Source organism: Fontibacillus forbon (assembly GCF_046559655.1).
Lineage (GTDB): Bacteria > Bacillota > Bacilli > Paenibacillales > Paenibacillaceae > Fontibacillus.
This window is the reverse complement of record NZ_JBKGFV010000002.1, coordinates 564,886-583,436: the sequence shown is the minus strand read 5'-3', so window position 1 is coordinate 583,436 and position 18,551 is coordinate 564,886. Positions and strand designations below refer to the sequence as shown.

Genomic DNA, 18,551 nt, shown 5'->3' with positions numbered 1-18,551 from the left:
CTCCTAATAAATGATAGGTATATTATACCAAATATTTGAGTTCAGTAGAGTACCAAAAGTATTCCATTACCTAAAGGGCAAGATTGAGGTGCAACCATGCAAGAACTGGACATTAGCTTCGGCAAGCACCGCGCCGATACGAACTGGAAAACTGAATATTTGACCTGGGAAGAGTTCGTCGAACGGCTGCGCAAGGTGCGGCGGACGAACGAGACAATGGCCCAGTATAACAAAATGAACACGACCGACCGGGGTAAGGCAAAGGACGGGCCGGCATTCGTCGGAGGCCTGGTCCGCACAGGCCGGCGGAAGAAGGAGAATGTCGACAGTCGCAGCCTGGTCACCCTGGACGTCGATCGCGGAGACGACGATTTCCTATTCACCGTGGAGCTGGTGCTGGGAGGGACGGCTTATGTCGTCTACTCCACGCACAGTCACCGTCCGGAGAAGCCGAAGTATCGCCTGATTATCCCCGCGGACCGGAACATGAATCCAGACGAGTATGCCGCAGTCAGCCGGAAGCTGGCGGAACAGATTGGCATGGAATACTTCGATAAGACGACCTTCCAAGTCCATCGGCTCATGTTCTTGCCGAGCTGCAGCAAGGACGCTGCGGATCCGGTGCTAGAAGTGTATGAAGGGAACCCGCTCGGCGTTGACCGGCTGCTGGCAGAATACGAGGACTGGCGGGACGTCATGATCTGGCCACGTCACCCAGAAGACAAGGCGCCCGCTCAACTGGCAGCAAAGAGGGCACAGGATCCCCGGGAGAAATTCGGCACGATCGGACTTTTTTGCAGGGCGTTCACGATCGAAGAGGGAATCGACACATTTCTATCTGAGGTTTACGAACAAGGATCTATGCCGAACCGGTACACCTACACGAAGGGAACCAGCGGCAACGGGCTAGAAGTTTATCCAGATCAGGATCTCGCCTTCTCGCACCAGGACAGTGACCCCGTGGCCGATGGCCGCACTTATAACATTTTCGATCTTGTACGGGTCCACAAGTTCGGGCACTTAGACGAACGGGTGAGAGAGCATACACCGGACGCCAAGAAGCCAAGTCATTTAGCCATGGAGCAGTGGGCGGCTCAGCGCCCAGAAGTCAAGAAGCTTGCTCTCGCGGAGCGTCAGGCAGACTTTGCCGAGATGGCCGACGACTTTGAGGACGACGAGGAGGATCCGGAAGCCGGCTGGGAAACGAAGCTGGAGATTCATCATAAAACGGGAGCGCCGCTGCCGACGGCTGGGAACGTAGAGCTTTTCCTAGGCCATGGTGTATGGCGCGGCGTGCTTGCCTATGACGCCTTCGGCAATACGGAGGTTATCCGGAAGGCGTTACCATGGAGAGAGCCGGAGCGCCCAGGACGGACATATGAGCCGTGGCTTGGGGCAGATGACAAACGGCTACAACATTGGTTTGCCAAAGTCCACGGAATCAGTTCAGCCAAGACTATTCAGAATGCTTTTACGGAGGTCGTCCACCGGAACACATTTCATCCGATTAAGGCGTATGTCGAGAGCGCCGTGTGGGACGGGGTACCGCGTGCGGAACAGTTATTCGTGGAATACCTAGGGGCGGCTGATACGCATTACACGCACCAAGTGACACGGAAGATGCTTTTAGCTGCTGTGGCCCGATTATATCGGCCAGGTTGTAAATTCGACTATATGCTGGTACTGATTGGGCCCCAGGGGGCCGGAAAAAGTTCACTGTTGGCCAAATTGGGGAAGGAGTGGTTCTCGGATTCGCTTCGAACGTTTGAAAACAAGGAAGCTGGAGAACACCTGCAGAGCGGCTGGATATTCGAGATCGGCGAATTAAGCGCCATGAAGAAGACCGAGGTTGAAGAGGTTAAGGCGTTTTTGTCCAAGACGGAAGATCGGTACCGGGTAGCGTATGACCGTCAGGTTTCTGAGTTTCCGAGGAAATGCGTGTTCTTTGGAACAACGAATACCCGGGATTTCCTTCGGGATGCGACCGGGAACAGGCGCTTTTGGCCGATTGAGGTTTTCCCGGATCGGGCGAAAAAGAGCCATTGGGAGGATTTAACCGATTACGAGGTAAGCCAAATCTGGGCTGAGGTATTGAGCTGGTTTAAGGCTGGGGAAACCTTGGAGCTTGATCGGGAAGCCCGCGAGGAGGCTGAACGCCAGCAAGCTGCACATATGGAAAGTGACCCGCGTGAGGGCATTATTCAGGAGTGGCTGGATACGCCTCTGGAGGATGAGATGGGACGACCTACCGACGACCTCCGAGACCGTGTATGTGCGGCGCAGATATGGGCGGAATGCCTTGGGAATAAGAGAGGTCAAATGCGGGCTTGGGAAGCAAAAGAAATTATGGATATCCTTCGACGCATACCTGGATGGGTTGAGCGGAAAGGCAAGGCAAGGGTTCCCGGATATGGTGTTCAAAGGGTATTTGATAGGTTGCCGTGAATGGTTGCCAAGAATGTTGCCGTGTTGCCGCGGGCGGTTGCCCTTGTTGCCGAACTTTTGCCGAAGAATCAAATTTACGGCAATCAAGGAAAACCCAATAGTACCAAGGCTTTATATGGAGTTGTTTCCAAGGTTGCCGTAAAATCTACTATTTAAGTAAAAATATAAATTAACTAATATACGGAATACGGAAACCCACTTAAACGCGTAAAACACGAGTACGTGCGTGTAACGGGCAATTCGGCAACCAAGAAAGGAGCTATTATGCGAGAGTCATTACTGGAACGTCGTCTGGTCCGAGAGGTCAAGAAGATTGGCGGTCTGGCCCCGAAGTGGGTAAGCCCGGGAAACCGAGGAGTTCCGGACAGGTTGGTTATCTTACCTGAAGGTCAAACGATCTATGTCGAAATGAAAGCACCGGGCGAGCCGCTTGAACCTTTACAAGAGCACTGGAAGCGGAAGCTGTTAAAAATGGGGCATCGACATTATAAAATCGATTCGGTTGAGGACATCGACCAGTTTATACAAGAGGTGAGAGCCCGGTGAGATTTAATCCGCATCAGTATCAAGAGTATGCGACACAGCGGATCCTGGATACTCCGTATATTGCTTTGCTGCTGGAAATGGGTTTAGGAAAAACGGTCTCAACTTTGACGGCCATTGACCTACTGCTGAATGATTATTTTGACGCCGCCAAGGTATTGGTGATCGCACCGCTTCGGGTGGCAGAGGATACTTGGGCCCGTGAAATTGAGAAATGGGATCACCTGCAGCACCTTCGGATCAGCAAAGTATTAGGGAGCGCAGCCATCCGCCGGAAGGCTTTAAAGGCCGATGCCGATATCTACGTGATTAACCGTGAGAACGTGGAATGGTTGGTGAACGAATATGGCAGCAAGTGGCCATTTGATACCGTGGTGATCGATGAGCTTTCCAGTTTTAAAAACTCACAGGCGAAACGGTTCCGGGCACTTCGCCGGGTCCGGCCGATGATGAAAAGAGTTGTTGGGCTCACTGGTACACCGGCCCCGAATGGTTTGATGGATCTCTGGCCGCAAATGTACCTGATCGATCAGGGCGAGCGGCTGGGTAAGACGATTACGGGATACCGGGACAGGTACTTTATCCCTGGGAGCCGTAGCGGCCATGTGGTGTACGAGTGGAAAGAGAAGAAGGAAGCTGAGGATCGGATCTACGAAGCCATTTCAGATATCGCGGTGAGTATGAAAGCTGTGGATTGGCTGGAGCTGCCTGAACGGATCGATCGGACAATTCCGATTCCGCTGAGCCCGAAAGCACGGGAGCAATACAAGAAGCTTGAAAAGGAGCTGCTTCTCCCATTCCTGGATTCCGATGTCGTGGCCAGCACGGCTGCCGTCTTGTCGAATAAGCTTCTGCAGATGGCCAGCGGCGCTGTGTACGACGAAGATAAGGGAGTAAAGCTGATTCATAATGCGAAGCTGGACGCCATGGAGGACGTGATCGAGGCGGCGAACGGTAAGCCGGTGATGGTGTTTTATAACTTTAAGCATTCCCTAGCCCGGATCCAAGAGAGATTCCCCCAAGCCCGGATCCTGCGAAAAGGCAAAGAAGGCAATGAAGATATCCGGGCTTGGAACAATGACGAAATTCCGCTGCTTCTGGTCCATCCTAAGTCCGCTGGTCATGGGCTTAATCTCCAGGAGTCGAGCTGTCGGACAGTCGTCTGGTTTGACCAGATATGGAGCCTTGAAGAGGATCAGCAGGCCAATGCCCGGGTGCACCGGCAGGGAGTGCGGCATAACATCGTCGTGGTTCGTCTGGTTGCAGAGGGGACGATGGACGAGGAAGCCGTGGCTGCATTGGAGCGTAAGTCCGCCGGTCAAGATGCCTTAATGAATGCGGTCAAAGCACGAATAGAGAAGGTGAGAGCTGCATGAGTAAAAATCGCCGGCCCTACAAGATGAGGTTTAAAGTTTGTCCGGATTGCCAGAGACGGTACACATTTGCGGGGTTCCAAAAACATAAGTGCGGGGTGAAAACGGATGACAGAGCAAACCGCCATTGAGCAGCTGAGTCAGTACCGCCAAAAGCAAGCCCGGATCCAGGTGCTGAGTACGTATAGCGTCGGTGCCGGAATCACGGTTTCCAGGCTTAACGAGGATGACCAGTTGCAGGAGCTCCACCGGCAGCTGAGAGGGCGGCCGAGCTATATGTATCTGTCAGAGAGAGAGCAGCGTCTGGAGCAAACGGCCAACGCCTATATGACCTGGTATCCGGCAGGGGTAAAAGCCCAGAAGCGTGCCGTACCTGATGACGTGATGGACCCCGAAGACAGGAAACTGCTGCAAGAGCTGCGGGACAAAATCCAGAAAGTGATCGCGGCACGAGGGTACGACGTTCGAAGCGATATCGATGATATCCTAGACAGGCTGACTAAACTCCAGGACCTGCAGGCGGATGTTAATCGGATCGATACGGTGCTAAAGGCGCTTGAGGGATATAAGCCAGAATACGCAAAACTGATATGGCTACACTTCATTGACAAAATACCGTGGGACGAAGCAGCGAAGGCATTGAACGTTTCAAGACCTGTATTTTACCGATGGCGTAAGAAGGCGCTTGAGGAGTACGAAAAACTCGCGAAATAAATGAGACAAAAACGAGAAATAAATGAGAACAGAACGAGAACAACAGCCAGAATTTCCGTGCTATTATGGTATTGTGGATAAAGTGTAAGGAGATCACCTACCAGCGTTTTTATACGGTCCGGCGGTGTCTCCTACGCCTAAGACGGGAGTTTTACCTGAACAGTGTTTCTCCCGTCTCTCATTTACCGGATGTAGTGTAGCTTGGGAGCACGCTTGCCTTGGGAGCAAGTAGTTCAGGTTCAAATCCTGCCGTTCGGATTATTCGCCTTTTTGATCCCCCTCCTTTACCGGTGCCTTCGGGTGCCGGTATTTTGTTTTATTCAACTCCGGAAAGGGAGGATATTCCAAGTTAGTGTCGAAAACTCTCATAAATTAAAGATTTATGGGAGGAAGTAATGAAAAAGTTAGCGATAATACTGCTGAGCGTAATGCTTTTGGTATTAAATGTGAATGCTGTGGACGCAGAGGTTTTAGTGCCTGATAAAAAAGATACAAATAGTGCTGCTGTGGTTGATGGTACGGAATACTACCGTCAATTATACGAGGATCAGAAGGACTATAATGATAAAATTCTTAATACAATATATTGGGCTCTGGGAGGACTGGCAACGGCAATCATTACTGTAGTTGGTCTTAATGTATTTAGTAGTCAGCGATCAAATAAAGCCGGTTTGGAGGCAATAAAACAAGAAATTTTGATAAATAACGAAGAGAATATTAATAACTCCTTATCTCGAATTAAAGATAGATTTGATAACTTACGCGAACAAAATTCCCAAGATATTATACAAAGGATAGATGGGAAAACTGATATTTTTACCGAAAAGATAAACATCCTGCATACCTTATTACGGGACTTGGATGAGAAAAACCTTGCAAAATCTAAGTCATTTAACTCGAATCTAAATAATCTTGTGGATGAATTAAGAAAAGAAGTTAAGGAAGTCAAGATCGATGTTTTTGAAAACACAGCCGGTATTTATGGACTTAGTGGTTCTAAAGAAAATGAAATTCGTTTCATTTGCAAAGCTATTGAGGAATGCATAGGTATTGGAAGGAGCCCTGAAACTTTATTAAATCGGCTGCTGAAAGCATTATCGAATATAGGAAGTATCTATTATTTCACTAATTCTGAACTTTCTGCACTTTCAAAAAAGATTCCACCTGAATGTGATCAACTAAAAATTAGGTTAGATCAATTAATTAGTGAGATTCCTATTAAATAATTTTATTTAGTCGCCATTTGGCGACTTCTTTTATTTATCCTGAAAGGAGCTGAACGTGATGGCATTGACGGCCAAACAGCAAAAATTTGCAGATGAATACCTGATTGATCTCAATGCCACGCAGGCAGCTATCCGAGCGGGCTATAGTCCGAAAACAGCAAAAGAAATAGGAGCAGAGAACTTAACGAAACCTAACATTCGCGCGTACATAGACGAGCGCATGGCCCAGCACAGCGCGAGAACAGGCGTCAACCAGGAGCGGATAATCCGGGAGCTGGCCCGAGTTGCCTTCTTGGATCCGACACAGCTTGTCAATATGGATTCTGCCGAGATCGAAGATGACGCCAGCGCGGATGATCGGGCAGCTATTGCTAGCGTCAAGGTTAAGACAATGAGCGGTGAGGTTGACATGATCGAGCGGGAGGTCAAGTTCGCGGATAAGCTCAAAGCCCTGGAATTGCTGGGTAAACGTTTCGGTATGTGGATTGACAAGCAGCAAGTCGATGTAAATGCAGCTGTTCAGATTGTGGATGATGTGCCGAAGGGGAACAACAGCACATGATCAGGGTTCCTTTAACAAGCCTTATCGCACCAAGCTTCTACGGTGTACACCATGCGCTGAAAGAGGATAAATTCACACACTACTGGCTGAAAGGCGGGCGCGGATCTACTAAGTCCTCTTTCATCAGTATTGAGATCATACTGGGCATGATGCGAGATCCAGACGCCAATGCTGTAGCGATTCGGAAGGTAAAAGAGAACCTGCGGGAAAGCGTATATGAACAGCTGCTATGGGCGATCGAGGTTTTAGGTGTTTCTCACTTGTGGCATGACAGTGTTAGCCCGATGAGCTTAACTTATATTCCTACCGGGCAGAAGATTATATTCCGAGGCGCTGACAAGCCGAAGAAAGTTAAGTCCAGCAAGCTTCGCCGCGGTTATATCAAGTACGTGTGGTACGAGGAAGTAGACGAATTTGAGGGTATGGAAGCTATTCGGACTATAAACCAGACGTTCCTCCGGGGCGGTAGCACGTTCACTGTCTTTTATTCATACAACCCGCCGAAGTCACAGCGTAACTGGGTTAATGCCGAAGTAACCGAAAAACGGCCAGACCGGCTGGTTCACCATAGCACCTATTTGACTGTTCCTCGCCAATGGCTCGGGGAGCAGTTTTTTGTTGAGGCCGACCATCTGCAGAAGACGAAACCGAAAAGCTACGAGCATGAATACCTTGGCGAAGTGGTAGGGACCGGCGGTGAAGTATTCACTAATCTCACGTTCCGGAGAATTACTGACGAGGAGATCCGAGTTTTCGATCATATACGGCGCGGGGTTGACTTTGGCTATGCCAATGACCCGGTACACTATGGCGCTATGCACTTTGATAAGACGCGTCGGCGGCTGTATATCTTTCATGAGCTGCACAAGGTACAGGTCAGCAACCGCAAGCTGGCGGAGCACATAAAAGGGGAAAACAAAGGCAACAGCCCCGTAACAGCGGACAGCGCGGAACCAAAGTCCATTGACGAGATCAAGGGCTATGGTGTGAGGATCAAAGGGGCCAAGAAGGGACCGGATTCCGTGGAGTATGGTGTTAAGTTCTTGCAGGATCTGGAGCAAATCATCATAGACCCGGAACGTTGCCCAAATACCAAACGGGAGTTTTATGGATATGAGCTGGAGCCGGATGGGAATGGCGGGTTTAAAGACGGATTCCCGGATAAGGACAACCACTCTATCGATATGAGCCGATATGCGCTGGAGGACGACATGAAACGTAAATCAGTGACATTCGAGTAGGAGGAGCCTATGAACACATTACATGAAATACTGGAGAACCTGGACAACAATGCGCCGATGACCATCGACGAGATCGTCAGGGAAGAGGTCCAACAATGGCAGAGCTCAGATGCGCGTAAACTGATGTTGACCGGTCAGGAGTACTACCGGGTGAAGAACGACGTGTTAAACCGGATCCGGAAGGCAATCGGGCCAGACGGCAAGCTGACGCAGGTCCATAACCTGGCCGACAACCGGATCCCGCACGGATTTATCCGGAAACTGGTCGATCAGAAGATTGGATATTTACTCTCAAAACCGTTCCTGGCTCAAACAAAAGATTCCGGCTATCAGGCGGAGCTCGATAATTATTTCGATCAGCATTTCCGCCGGATGCTCAAAAACACCGGCAAGAATGCAATAAACAGCGGCAAGGCTTGGATGCAGGTCTATTATGACGAGGATGGCGATCTGGCGTTCCAGCTCATCCCGAGCGAGGAAGGAATCCCATTGTGGAGAGACTCAGCCCATACGGATCTCGATGCCTTTATCCGGGTCTACGACCAAATAGTCTATATGGCGAAGACCAAGAAGACCATTACCAAGGTTGAATTCTGGAGTAAAGACGGGGTACGCCGCTACGAAGGCGAAAGTGGAGATTTCCGGTTCGTCGATTTTACCTCTCACTTCTCGCTGGTTTCGAATGATAAAGAGCAGCCGTACAACTGGGAGCGGGTACCGTTCATTTGCTTCAAGTACAACAACGAGGAGCAGCCGCTGATTGAAATCATTAAGCGTCAAGTTGACGACTATGATTGTAAGATCAGCGACAACTCGAACAACTTGGAGGATCTACCGAACAGCCTGTACGTCGTGAAGGACTATGACGGGACTAGCGCCTCAGAGTTCAGAAAGAACATGAGCGTCTACCGTGTAGCCTTTGTGAATGGTACCGGTGATCTTAAATCGGTCAGTATCGAAATCGACACTGAGGCGCACAAGACTCATATCGCGCAGCTCCGCAAGGACATTTATGAGTTTGGCCGCGGCGTTGATACGCAATCGGAGAGGTTCGGCAATAGTCCGTCGGGCATCGCGCTTAAACACCTTTACGCCGATCTTGATCTGGATGCAAACGATATGGAGTCGGAGTTTCAGGCCAGCCTGGAACAGTTGCTGTGGTTTATCGATCAGCACTTGTACAACTCGGCCAAGAAGGACTACTCCAGCGTGCCGGTTGAGTTTATCTTCAATCGGGACATTACGATCAACGAAACCGAGGCTGTCACCAATGCTAAAAATAGTATCGGTGTTATCTCTGATAAAACTATTCGGGCAAATCATCCATGGGTTACAAGTGTGGAGGACGAGGAGGCGCAGATCGAGAAGGAGCGGGAGCCAGATCCGTACGATTACGGAGCTCTGAACGACATAACCAAGAAGGATCCAGAAAAGGCCACAGGTGAAGAGAAATGAAACCTGCTGAGTACTGGGAAAAACGGTCTGAGCAGATAGCCAAGCGGCAGTTTGATAAGGCAGATGCCTACGAAGTCGAGCAACGGAAGGAATACGCACGAGCTGCAACCGCGATAAAGCGGGATATTGAAACGTTCCATGCCCGGTACGCAATTGAAAACGGCGTTGATATGGCCGAAGCCCGGAAGATACTGACCAAGGGCGAGCTGAAAGAATTCAAAATGACGCTTGAGGAGTTCACAGCGAAAGCCAAGGACAATGCAGACGGGCGATGGACCCAAGAACTCAACAACACCTATTATAAAACCCGCATTACTCGCCTGGAGGCTTTGCAGCTACAGATCAATCACCGGATCGAAATGCTGGAAGGCAAACGGCAGAGAGATACGGGGGATCTGCTCAGCGATATTTACCAAGACACCTATTACCGAAATGTCTTTGAACTCCAGAGGGGAATGGGGGTCGGAGTATCCTTCGGTCGTATCGATGACGAGGGGCTTGAAAAGATTCTGGGTACTAAGCTTGACGGCCGGAATTGGTCACAGCGGATATGGGATGATCGGTCGAAGCTTCGGCAGCAGATCCAAACAAAATTATCCCAGGCTTTTATCAGGGGAGATACCGTTGATCGTGCTATTCGGGATGTTACCGAAAGGCTGAATGTGTCCCGGTCGAATGCCGAGAGGCTTATCCAGACGGAAAGCTCTTTTTTTGTTGGTCAGGCTACCATGGCCGGTTATGCCGCTAGTAGCGTTGTACAGAAGTATGAGCTGCTGGCGACCTTGGACAGCAAAACGTCGCAAACCTGTAGGGAGATGGACGGCAAGACATTTCCACTTTCAGAGGCACAGGTCGGCGTTAATTACCCTCCGCTCCACGTTCGTTGTCGGACGACTACAGTGGCAGCCTTTGAAGATGATGAGGATCCCGGGGAACGCATTGCCCGGAACTCTGATGGGAGTTCATATTACGTCCCCGGAAATATGTCATATCTGGACTGGAAAAAACAGTATGTTGATTCTCCAGATGATGATATAATCAAGCCAGAAAGTATTAACAAAACATTTGAATCGATTATAGACAAGGCTCCAGGGATCAAACCGGAATATAAAGAGGCTCTAACTGAACGGTTTAGTTCGGGGTCCACTACTGCCCAGAGGGTATTTCTTGATTACGTAAAGGACAATGCCGTTGCCGATAGCAGCTACAAAGCCGGAGCACATTATAGCCCAGTCGATCGCGTAATAAGATTGGACTTTGATGAGGATCTGAACAACCCAAGGGGACGGGCTGCGATCTTCTTTCATGAAATGGGCCATTACGTGGACAACTTGGCGGCAATTCAAAAAACGGGTAAGGCTACTTATGATGGCGTCTCACATATTAATATTGGCGGTATTGAGGCAAAGGACTTCAAAAAGGCTATATTGCGAGACGTTCAAGATTACATGCAGAATTACTCTAAAGATAAAGGGTTGGATTTGCGAAGTGCCCAGTTTGAAATTTCCCTAGCTCTTGCTGAAGGAAATGGCGCGTTACAGTCTGCTGTTTCTGACATTTACGGCGGTGTGACCAAAAGAAGGATCCAAGGGAGATATGGGCACAGCCCGAAATACTGGCAGCAACTGCCTAATGCTATTGAAAAAGAGGCATTTGCCCATATGTTTGAGGCCAGTTTTGATCCGACGGGGAAACGGGCAGAATTAATGCAGAAATACCTTCCTAAATCCTTTGCACTTTTCCATAAAATATTGGAGGAGATTTAATGGTAAATATGACTGATGAGCTTTGGCAGAAAATGCAGGAGTTTGAAAAGAGGTTCCCGGATTCTTGTGTGCCTTTAGAAATGGTACCGGGAAGCGAAACAACCGAAGGCTTAATCGATAAGATTAATAAAAGCCTTGCAGCTGGTGAAGACCTCTTGCCAGCGGAATACGGCTGGAAGTTTGACGGTAGCGAAGTATATTAACAAGCACTCTCAAATCAATGAGGGTGCTTTTTGTTTGCTCAGAAAGGGGGTGTAGGGGATGATTAAGCGTTACCGGGAAAAGAAGTTTATTGACGCAGTACAGTTCCAGAATAGCTTTGAAAGCATCCAGGAAGTCATCTCATTTGCGGGTATCACTGTAAATGTTGAGTACGGCGCAAGCGGGATACAGATGCGGATCGTCAAAAGTCCGTTTAATGTGGTGATCGTCAAGGTGGGGGATTATGTTGTTAAAACGGAAGATGGAACGCTTGGCGTTATCAGTGCTGAAGAACTGAAAGCCAAATATGACGAAGTAACTGCGTAATTACTTGCCCTGTCGTATGGCGCAAAAAACTAGGCGTGCTTTGGCTGGAGCATAACGGCCCGCTCCCCTAGCTGGAGAGCAGCTATAAAAATCTATGGAGGCTGATGATAAATGGATTGGTTAAAAGAGCTTTTGAAGAATGCCGGAGTCGATGAATCGAAGCTTGACGGCCTGATCGGTGACGTAAACAAGGAACTGCCGAAACACTTTGTACCAAAGTTACAGTACAACGAGGTAGCTGAGGCAAAGAAGAAGGCCGAGAAGGACGTAGCTGACCGCGACAAGCAGCTTGAGGACTTGAAGAAGTCCAGTGGCAACGCCGAGGAGCTGAAGCAGCAGATTCAGAAGCTTCAAGAAGACAACAAGACGGCAGCGGAAAAGTACGAGTCTGATCTGAAGGAGATGCAGCTGGGCAATGCCTTAAAGCTTGCGTTAGCCGGCCAGGTACATGATGCGGATCTGTTGACCGGGTTGATCGACAAAACGAAAATTGAACTCGGTGAGGACGGCAGCATTAAAGCCGGCCTGGAAGATCAAATCAAAACCCTGCGGGAGAGCAAGGGTTTTTTATTTGCGGAAAATAAGCCCACTTTCAAGGGAGCGAATCCTGCGGATCCGGCATCCCAAACAAGCACAAGTTCTCTGTCTGATGCCGCTACAATTAGTGGCATTTTTTCACAACAATAATCTTTAGAAAAGAGGAATAAGAACATGCCGATTAACACTTTGGAGTATGCAAAACTATTTCAAACCGAGTTGGATAAGCAAGTAGCGCAGCAAGCCACTTCCGGATGGATGGAGAGCAATGCTGGTCAAGTTATTTATAACGGCGGTAATGAAATCAAGATCCCAGAAATCATTGTACAGGGTTTGGCCGATTACGATCGGGATAACGGCTTTAATCAAGGCAGCGTGACATTCAAGTATCAAACTCACACCATGACACAAGACCGTGGTCGGACGTTCCAGCTCGACGCAATGGACGTTAACGAAACGAATTTCGGGGCGTCTGCCGCTAACGTTATGTCCGAGTTCCAGCGGCTGCATGTTATTCCTGAGATTGATGCTTACCGTTATAGCAAGCTTGCAGCACTGGCGGCGGCTGCCGGTAACTCGGGCGAGTACACTCCGGCGGAAGCTGACATCTTGAAGAAGCTTTATGCCGATATCTTTGCTATCGCAGATCGTGGCGTGGATCTGGCCAACATGGTTATTACACTGGGTTACCCGACTTATCAGATCCTTACGAACAACTCTCAGATTCAGAAGAAACTGGATGTTGTCCAATTTGCGCAAGGTGGAGTCAATCTGATGGTTAAGGCCCTGGACGGTATTCCGCTTAAGCCGGTGACTTCCGACCGAATGAAATCCGCTTATGTATTTAGAGATGGTACGACTTCCGGACAGACGACGGGTGGCTTTGTGGCTGATGCTGCTGCTAAGAACATCAACTGGATTATCTCTGCGCGTAACACGCCGATCGGTATCAGTAAAACGGATAAAGTACGCATCTTTACTCCGGATGAAAACCAAAAGGCAGATGCCTGGAAGTTGGATTACCGTAAATATCATGACTTGCTCGTACCAGATAACAAGCTGGCGACCGTGCAAGTCTCCTTGGGGGCGTAATTATGATCAAACTGCAAAAGCTGAACGTAGTGAAGTTGGTGGAGGAAGAAGTCGAAGCGCAGGCTTGGGAGCGTAGGGGTTTCAAACGGATTGTTGAAGCTGAGCCTGCGGATCCAGAAAAGGGGATTGACCTGGATAAGCCGGTGGACGACATGACGGTTCCAGAACTGAAGGCATATGCCAAGCTGAAGGAGATCGACCTGGACGGCGTAACCAAGAAGGATGATATCTTGGCAGCAATTAAAGCGAAGGAAGAGGGCGGCGAATAACCGCTCTCTTTTTTGTTGGGAGGGGTTACGATGCTCCAGGATGATGTTGCTGCGATCATTAAGCGCCGCTGGAACCTGCCGGAAAGCTTCGATGCCCTGGTTAAGTCTTATATTGATGAAGCCGGGGCCCATATTGCGAATTACATCGGCCGAGATAGGGTTGATGAGATCCCGACGGCTCTGGTTTACACCTGGGCCAATATCGCAATGGGAGCCTTTAGAGCTGAACAGTCCCATTTACCTGAAATGGATGTGATCCTTGCTTCGGGAGTCGATCTGAAGATTGGTGATACATCGGTTAAGGAATCTTCCGGGGGCGGCACAGGCGCGGGTACGCTATTGATGTTTTACGCTACTGATCTTAACCGGTACCGTCGTATGAGGTGGAACCCATGAACATAAGACGGTACCGGTTAGCGCTTGAGCGGAAGTACACAGACCGGGTGACGGTAAAGCGGATGGGCAGGGTAAAGGTCAACGGCGAGACAAAGCAGCAGCTTGTCACTGTGTATGAGGGCCAGCCGTGCCGGATCTCGCAGAAGGCACTAGGGATCAACGGCCAGACCGAGACCGTGAACCAGATAGCTTACGACACCAAGTTGTTCATTGCTCCAGAACTGGAGATCAAGCAGGGAGATACGCTGACGGTGACGCGGGGGCGGAATATAGCCGCAGGCTGGGAAGCTGTTGCGCCGGGCCGAGAATACAAAGCCGGCGAACCCTTCCCTTATGAGACTCATCAGGAAATCAGCTTACAGCGGAAGGATACAGCATAATGGCACGCTGGGGGAGCTTTGATTTTAGCGAATTCGAACGGATGGCGAAAACATTCCAAAAAGCGCTCGATGAACGCATTATCGAGCGATGGATAAGGGAATTTTTGCTTGAGATGGCTTACCGGGCTGTGCGAAAGATCAAGAAACGTACCCCGGTAGACACGGGGGAGCTGCGGCGGAATTGGCAAGTGGGGCGAGTTCAGAGGCAGGGGAATGCTTATGTAATTGAGATATTCAACAATACGGAGTACGCCTCTTACGTGGAACACGGACACCGGGCCGGGCAAAACTCCACAAAATGGGTTGATGGCCGCTTCATGGCGACAATCTCGATGAAAGAGATTGAACGTGAACTGCCTAAATTTATCGAAAAGAAACAAGTTGAGTTATTAAACCAACTCATGAACGGCAGAAAGGGGTGACGCCGTGATCGAAATTACCATAAACAATATACGCAGCGGCGTTATCCTTGCCCTGTCTAACCTTTTTCCGACCATGGATATTTACGGTGAAGAGATTAAACAGGGTTTTGAGGCGCCGTGTTTTTTTGTGAAGCTGCTGACCCATGCACAGGATCAAGAATTGAATAGGCGTTATAGACGCTCCTATTCGTTCGATATTCACTTCTTCCCGGAGAACGAGGATTACAACGGGAAAGCCCATGAAATGGCTGAGAAGCTTTATGACGCGCTGAGAAGGGTGAATATCGGCGGTGCATGGTATAAAGGCACGGGCATGAATCATGAAATCATAGATGCCGTTCTCCATTTTTACATGGACTTAAACTTTCATGTGCTCGCCGCGAAAGAAGTGGAGCCAAAAATGAAGACTCTCGAACAGGAGGGATTATTGAAAAATGGGCAAAGAAAAACAAATTCCTGAAGTGACTACCGGTTTTACGAAGGAACAATTCCTTCAGTCCCGGCAATGGACGGGGACAGACAATGACGTGCTTGCGGCTGTCCTGGGTGAAGGTACTTATTCTATCGCTGAAGCGAAAAGACTTGTAGACGAATTTAAAAAGAGCGAGGTGAAGTAAGATGGCAGGAGGTACATTTCTAACGCAAAACAAGGTTAGACCCGGTGTCTATATCAATATTAATACGGAGCCTAAAGCGCTCGGTACAGTTGGCGATCGAGGCGTCGCCGCTATGGCTTTGTCTCTTCCGTGGGGTCCATCAAAACAAATCGTCACGGTCGAAGCCGGGGCGGACACGATGGATGTATTGGGCTTTGATATAAGTGATACGCCGTTGTTGCTAGTGCGTGAAGCTTTAAAGCGGGCAAAAACTTTGCTTTTGTTCCGCTTAAATGACGGTGTGAAAGCTACCGCAACACAAGACGACTTGACGATCACGGCTAAATACTCCGGGGAGCGCGGTAACGATATTGCTATTGTGGTTCAATCGAACATTGACGACACGACAAAGTTCGATGTAAAGACTCTTGTCAATGGCCGGGAAGTTGATGTGCAGACGGCGGGTAATATCGCTGGCTTGAAGTCTAATGCCTGGGTCGATTTCTCGGGATCCGGCGCACTTACTTTGATCGCTGGAGTCAATCTATCGAATGGGACAAACGGTACGGCGACGAATGCTGATCATACGGCATTTCTTTCAGCACTTGAATTGCAAGATTTTAACACCGTCGGTCTGATATCAGATGATGTCAGCCTAAAAGTGGTGTATTCAGCCTTTGTAAAGCGGCTGAGAGAGAGCGAAGGCAAAAAGGTACAAGCAGTATTGCCAAACTACCCAGCAGCCGACTATGAGGGCGTGATAAGCGTGAAGAACGGTGTCATCCTTTCTGATGGGACTACACTCACACCAGCGCAAGCAGTGGCCTGGGTATCTGGAGCGACAGCAGCGGCCACGGTGAGCCAAGCACTCACATACACGGCATATGATGATGCTGTGGACGTTGCGCCACGTTATACCAACACACAGATTGAGGCGGCTTTACGAGCGGGAGAATTCCTTTTCACAGCTTCCAATGGCCGCGCGATCGTGGAGCAGGACATTAACTCGCTTACCGGGTTCACACCGGATAAAGGCAAGCAATTCAGTAAAAACCGTGTTCTCCGGGTACTGGATGGGATTGCGAACGATGTGAAGCGAATTTTTGAAACATTCTACCTCGGAAAAGTGGACAACAACGCCGACGGTCGAAACCTTCTAAAAGGCGAAGTAATTTCGTATCTGAATACTTTACAAGGCATTAATGCTATCCAAAATTTCGATAGCCAAAATGATGTTTTGTTTGTGGCCGGAAATGAATCAGATGCGGTTTATGCGGAAATTGGCGTACAGCCAGTGGATAGCATCGAAAAAATTTACATGAAAGTGCGGGTGAACTAGGAATGGGATTCTTTAAATCCGGGGACGCAATTAGCGGCCAAGAGGGTCGGGCATATGCAACAATCAACGGCCAAGTCGAGGAAATGTTTTATGCCAAAACAATCGAAGCAACGGCGGAAAAAAACAAATCCGAGTTCAAAGCGCTTGGCCGACGCGGTGTACAAACAAAGGCAGTTGGATGGAGTGGAACGGGGAGCATGACCATTTATTATGCCACTCCGGTATTCCGACAAATGATGCTCAACTATATTAAGACCGGCAAGGATACTTACTTTGATTTGCAAATTGTGAACGAGGATCCGAACAGCACTATCGGACGGCAGACAGTTATCCTACGGAATGTCAACCTGGACAGCGTGATTATGGCAAAATTGGACGTTGACGCCGAGTTTTTGGATGAAGACATCGACTTTACGTTTGACGATGTTGATATCCCTGATAACTTTACTACGCCTGTATTGGGCTAAATAAAAATTAATACGAAAGAAGGATAAATAAATGAGTAATCTTAGCGCTTTTTTCGCTCAAAATGCAAATTCAGAAATTAATGAGGAAGTCGTTATTTCCGCCCGTTTCAAAGATGAAAAAGGCAACCCGATTCCTTGGAAGCTGCGGAGCATGACGGAGGAGGAAAACGAAGCAATTCGTAAATCGGCACAACGCAAGGTAAGGGACAGAGGGGTAGTTACAATTGACACTAACTCAGAGGAATATCTTGCTAAAATGGTAGTGGCCAGTGTTGTATTTCCTAATCTTAAGGATGCCGACCTACAAAAGTCTTACGGAGTAATGGGGTCTGACAAATTACTCCGTAAGATGATGTTGCCGGGAGAATATGCAACCCTCTTGCAAAAAGTGCAGGAAATCAACGGTTTTGACAAAGACGTCAATGAGTTAGTAGATGAAGTAAAAAACTAATTAAAGAGGGCGATAGTGAGGCGAATGTCGCCTACTACGCCCTCCATAAATTCCATCTCATGCCCTGGGACTTCGCGGAATTGAACCCTAGAAAGAAGGCGGCGCTGATCGCCATGATACAAACCAGAATCGAAGCTGAAGAAAAGCAAGCTAAGAAAATGAAACAAAAATAGTCCAATACCCGTAATCATATTGTATAATTGGGAAAATGATGAAATAACGGAGGACTATATGACAAAAGCATTTGTAAAATTAATTGATGGTTTACCGTTGAAAAATCCAGATGCTGACATTGAACTAACTTTTGACAATAATTATTTACTGATCGCTGAGACCAGGCCCCAAGGATTCAAAACGATTACAGATAATTTGTTTAAAATACCACTTGAAAACGTAATAGACACCATTTTGACCACTCAAAAGGAAATAATGGAAAAAGATAAAAGTGTCATAGGGCGTGGTGTAGTAGGCGGATTGCTTTTTGGCCCCGCAGGATTACTATTAGGTGGGTTGTCGGGGATAGGTAAAAAGAGTGCGACAGAGTACACCAAAATTTACATTGTGTCTTATGTTGGGTCAAATGGTGAGGTCAAAAATATCACTTTTGGCATGAATAAAATGATGGTTAGGGTAACCGAAAAATTTGATAAGTTATTTACCAAAAAACATAGTTCGGTACCAAAGAGCGCGGGAGTACAGAGCCTTTTGGCTTCGGGCGGAACAAGTGAAATTGTATTGTAAGTAGCAAA

Annotated in this window: 24 protein-coding genes and 1 tRNA gene; all 25 read left to right on the top strand. The window is 48.5% G+C overall.

Annotated features, from left to right (window positions below):
• The first annotated feature begins 96 nt into the window (after positions 1 to 96).
• The 25 genes from ACLB09_RS09630 (at position 97) to ACLB09_RS09510 (ending at position 18,543) form a co-directional block, all read left to right on the top strand.
• Entirely contained in the window at positions 97 to 2,445 is a 2,349-nt protein-coding gene (locus tag ACLB09_RS09630) for a virulence-associated E family protein (protein ID WP_410769601.1), read from the top strand.
• On the top strand, positions 2,446 to 2,601 hold the full coding sequence (locus ACLB09_RS09625; RefSeq protein ID WP_410769600.1) for a hypothetical protein: 156 nt from the start codon (positions 2,446 to 2,448) through the stop codon (positions 2,599 to 2,601). It begins immediately after the preceding gene.
• 108 nt (positions 2,602 to 2,709) lie between these two features.
• The gene (locus ACLB09_RS09620; protein WP_410769599.1) at positions 2,710 to 2,991 is read left to right on the top strand and encodes a VRR-NUC domain-containing protein; all 282 of its coding nucleotides are present in this window, start codon (positions 2,710 to 2,712) and stop codon (positions 2,989 to 2,991) included.
• Entirely contained in the window at positions 2,988 to 4,364 is a 1,377-nt protein-coding gene (locus ACLB09_RS09615; RefSeq protein WP_410769598.1) for an SNF2-related protein, read from the top strand. Before ACLB09_RS09620 ends, ACLB09_RS09615 begins: the two co-directional genes overlap by 4 nt.
• A gap of 105 nt (positions 4,365 to 4,469) precedes the next feature.
• Positions 4,470 to 5,075 (top strand): sigma-70 RNA polymerase sigma factor region 4 domain-containing protein, encoded by a 606-nt coding sequence (locus ACLB09_RS09610; RefSeq protein ID WP_410769597.1) that lies wholly within the window; start codon positions 4,470 to 4,472, stop codon positions 5,073 to 5,075.
• A 185-nt stretch (positions 5,076 to 5,260) separates the two neighbouring features.
• Positions 5,261 to 5,333: transfer RNA gene (locus ACLB09_RS09605), tRNA-Pro, on the top strand.
• A gap of 137 nt (positions 5,334 to 5,470) precedes the next feature.
• Positions 5,471 to 6,301 carry a hypothetical protein gene (locus ACLB09_RS09600; RefSeq protein WP_410769596.1) on the top strand — a complete coding sequence of 277 codons (831 nt, stop codon included), beginning with the start codon at positions 5,471 to 5,473 and terminating at the stop codon, positions 6,299 to 6,301.
• A 58-nt stretch (positions 6,302 to 6,359) separates the two neighbouring features.
• On the top strand, positions 6,360 to 6,863 hold the full coding sequence (locus ACLB09_RS09595; RefSeq protein ID WP_410769595.1) for a terminase small subunit: 504 nt from the start codon (positions 6,360 to 6,362) through the stop codon (positions 6,861 to 6,863).
• Positions 6,860 to 8,104, top strand: coding sequence for a PBSX family phage terminase large subunit (locus ACLB09_RS09590; protein WP_410769594.1), 1,245 nt, complete (start codon positions 6,860 to 6,862; stop codon positions 8,102 to 8,104). Before ACLB09_RS09595 ends, ACLB09_RS09590 begins: the two co-directional genes overlap by 4 nt.
• Positions 8,105 to 8,113: 9 nt before the next feature.
• Entirely contained in the window at positions 8,114 to 9,559 is a 1,446-nt protein-coding gene (locus tag ACLB09_RS09585) for a phage portal protein (RefSeq protein ID WP_410769593.1), read from the top strand.
• Entirely contained in the window at positions 9,556 to 11,325 is a 1,770-nt protein-coding gene (locus ACLB09_RS09580; RefSeq protein WP_410769592.1) for a minor capsid protein, read from the top strand. The genes ACLB09_RS09585 and ACLB09_RS09580 overlap by 4 nt, the downstream gene beginning before the upstream one ends.
• Positions 11,325 to 11,528 (top strand): hypothetical protein, encoded by a 204-nt coding sequence (locus ACLB09_RS09575; protein ID WP_410769591.1) that lies wholly within the window; start codon positions 11,325 to 11,327, stop codon positions 11,526 to 11,528. Before ACLB09_RS09580 ends, ACLB09_RS09575 begins: the two co-directional genes overlap by 1 nt.
• 58 nt (positions 11,529 to 11,586) lie before the next feature.
• Positions 11,587 to 11,853: a hypothetical protein gene (locus ACLB09_RS09570; RefSeq protein ID WP_410769590.1), complete on the top strand. Its 267-nt coding sequence runs from the start codon at positions 11,587 to 11,589 to the stop codon at positions 11,851 to 11,853.
• 111 nt (positions 11,854 to 11,964) lie between these two features.
• A complete protein-coding gene (locus ACLB09_RS09565; protein WP_410769589.1) occupies positions 11,965 to 12,540 on the top strand; it encodes a phage scaffolding protein in 576 nt (191 codons plus the stop codon).
• A gap of 24 nt (positions 12,541 to 12,564) precedes the next feature.
• A complete protein-coding gene (locus ACLB09_RS09560) occupies positions 12,565 to 13,482 on the top strand; it encodes a hypothetical protein (RefSeq protein ID WP_410769588.1) in 918 nt (305 codons plus the stop codon).
• A gap of 2 nt (positions 13,483 to 13,484) precedes the next feature.
• Positions 13,485 to 13,751, top strand: a complete 267-nt coding sequence (locus tag ACLB09_RS09555) for a hypothetical protein (protein ID WP_410769587.1) — start codon at positions 13,485 to 13,487, stop codon at positions 13,749 to 13,751.
• Between the two features lie 30 nt (positions 13,752 to 13,781).
• Complete coding sequence (locus ACLB09_RS09550) at positions 13,782 to 14,147, top strand: hypothetical protein (RefSeq protein ID WP_410769586.1); 366 nt, start codon at positions 13,782 to 13,784, stop codon at positions 14,145 to 14,147.
• Positions 14,144 to 14,527, top strand: a complete 384-nt coding sequence (locus ACLB09_RS09545; RefSeq protein ID WP_410769585.1) for an ABC transporter ATP-binding protein — start codon at positions 14,144 to 14,146, stop codon at positions 14,525 to 14,527. Before ACLB09_RS09550 ends, ACLB09_RS09545 begins: the two co-directional genes overlap by 4 nt.
• The gene (locus ACLB09_RS09540; protein WP_410769584.1) at positions 14,527 to 14,949 is read left to right on the top strand and encodes an HK97 gp10 family phage protein; all 423 of its coding nucleotides are present in this window, start codon (positions 14,527 to 14,529) and stop codon (positions 14,947 to 14,949) included. The genes ACLB09_RS09545 and ACLB09_RS09540 overlap by 1 nt, the downstream gene beginning before the upstream one ends.
• A 4-nt stretch (positions 14,950 to 14,953) precedes the next feature.
• Positions 14,954 to 15,409 carry a phage tail terminator family protein gene (locus ACLB09_RS09535; RefSeq protein ID WP_410769583.1) on the top strand — a complete coding sequence of 152 codons (456 nt, stop codon included), beginning with the start codon at positions 14,954 to 14,956 and terminating at the stop codon, positions 15,407 to 15,409.
• Entirely contained in the window at positions 15,384 to 15,566 is a 183-nt protein-coding gene (locus ACLB09_RS09530) for a hypothetical protein (protein WP_410769582.1), read from the top strand. Before ACLB09_RS09535 ends, ACLB09_RS09530 begins: the two co-directional genes overlap by 26 nt.
• A gap of 1 nt (position 15,567) precedes the next feature.
• On the top strand, positions 15,568 to 16,884 hold the full coding sequence (locus tag ACLB09_RS09525; protein ID WP_410769581.1) for a phage tail sheath family protein: 1,317 nt from the start codon (positions 15,568 to 15,570) through the stop codon (positions 16,882 to 16,884).
• A gap of 2 nt (positions 16,885 to 16,886) precedes the next feature.
• On the top strand, positions 16,887 to 17,351 hold the full coding sequence (locus ACLB09_RS09520; protein ID WP_410769580.1) for a phage tail tube protein: 465 nt from the start codon (positions 16,887 to 16,889) through the stop codon (positions 17,349 to 17,351).
• A 31-nt stretch (positions 17,352 to 17,382) separates the two neighbouring features.
• Entirely contained in the window at positions 17,383 to 17,802 is a 420-nt protein-coding gene (locus ACLB09_RS09515) for a phage tail assembly chaperone (protein WP_410769579.1), read from the top strand.
• 231 nt (positions 17,803 to 18,033) lie between these two features.
• A complete protein-coding gene (locus tag ACLB09_RS09510; protein ID WP_410769578.1) occupies positions 18,034 to 18,543 on the top strand; it encodes a hypothetical protein in 510 nt (169 codons plus the stop codon).
• The last annotated feature ends 8 nt before the right edge of the window (positions 18,544 to 18,551 follow it).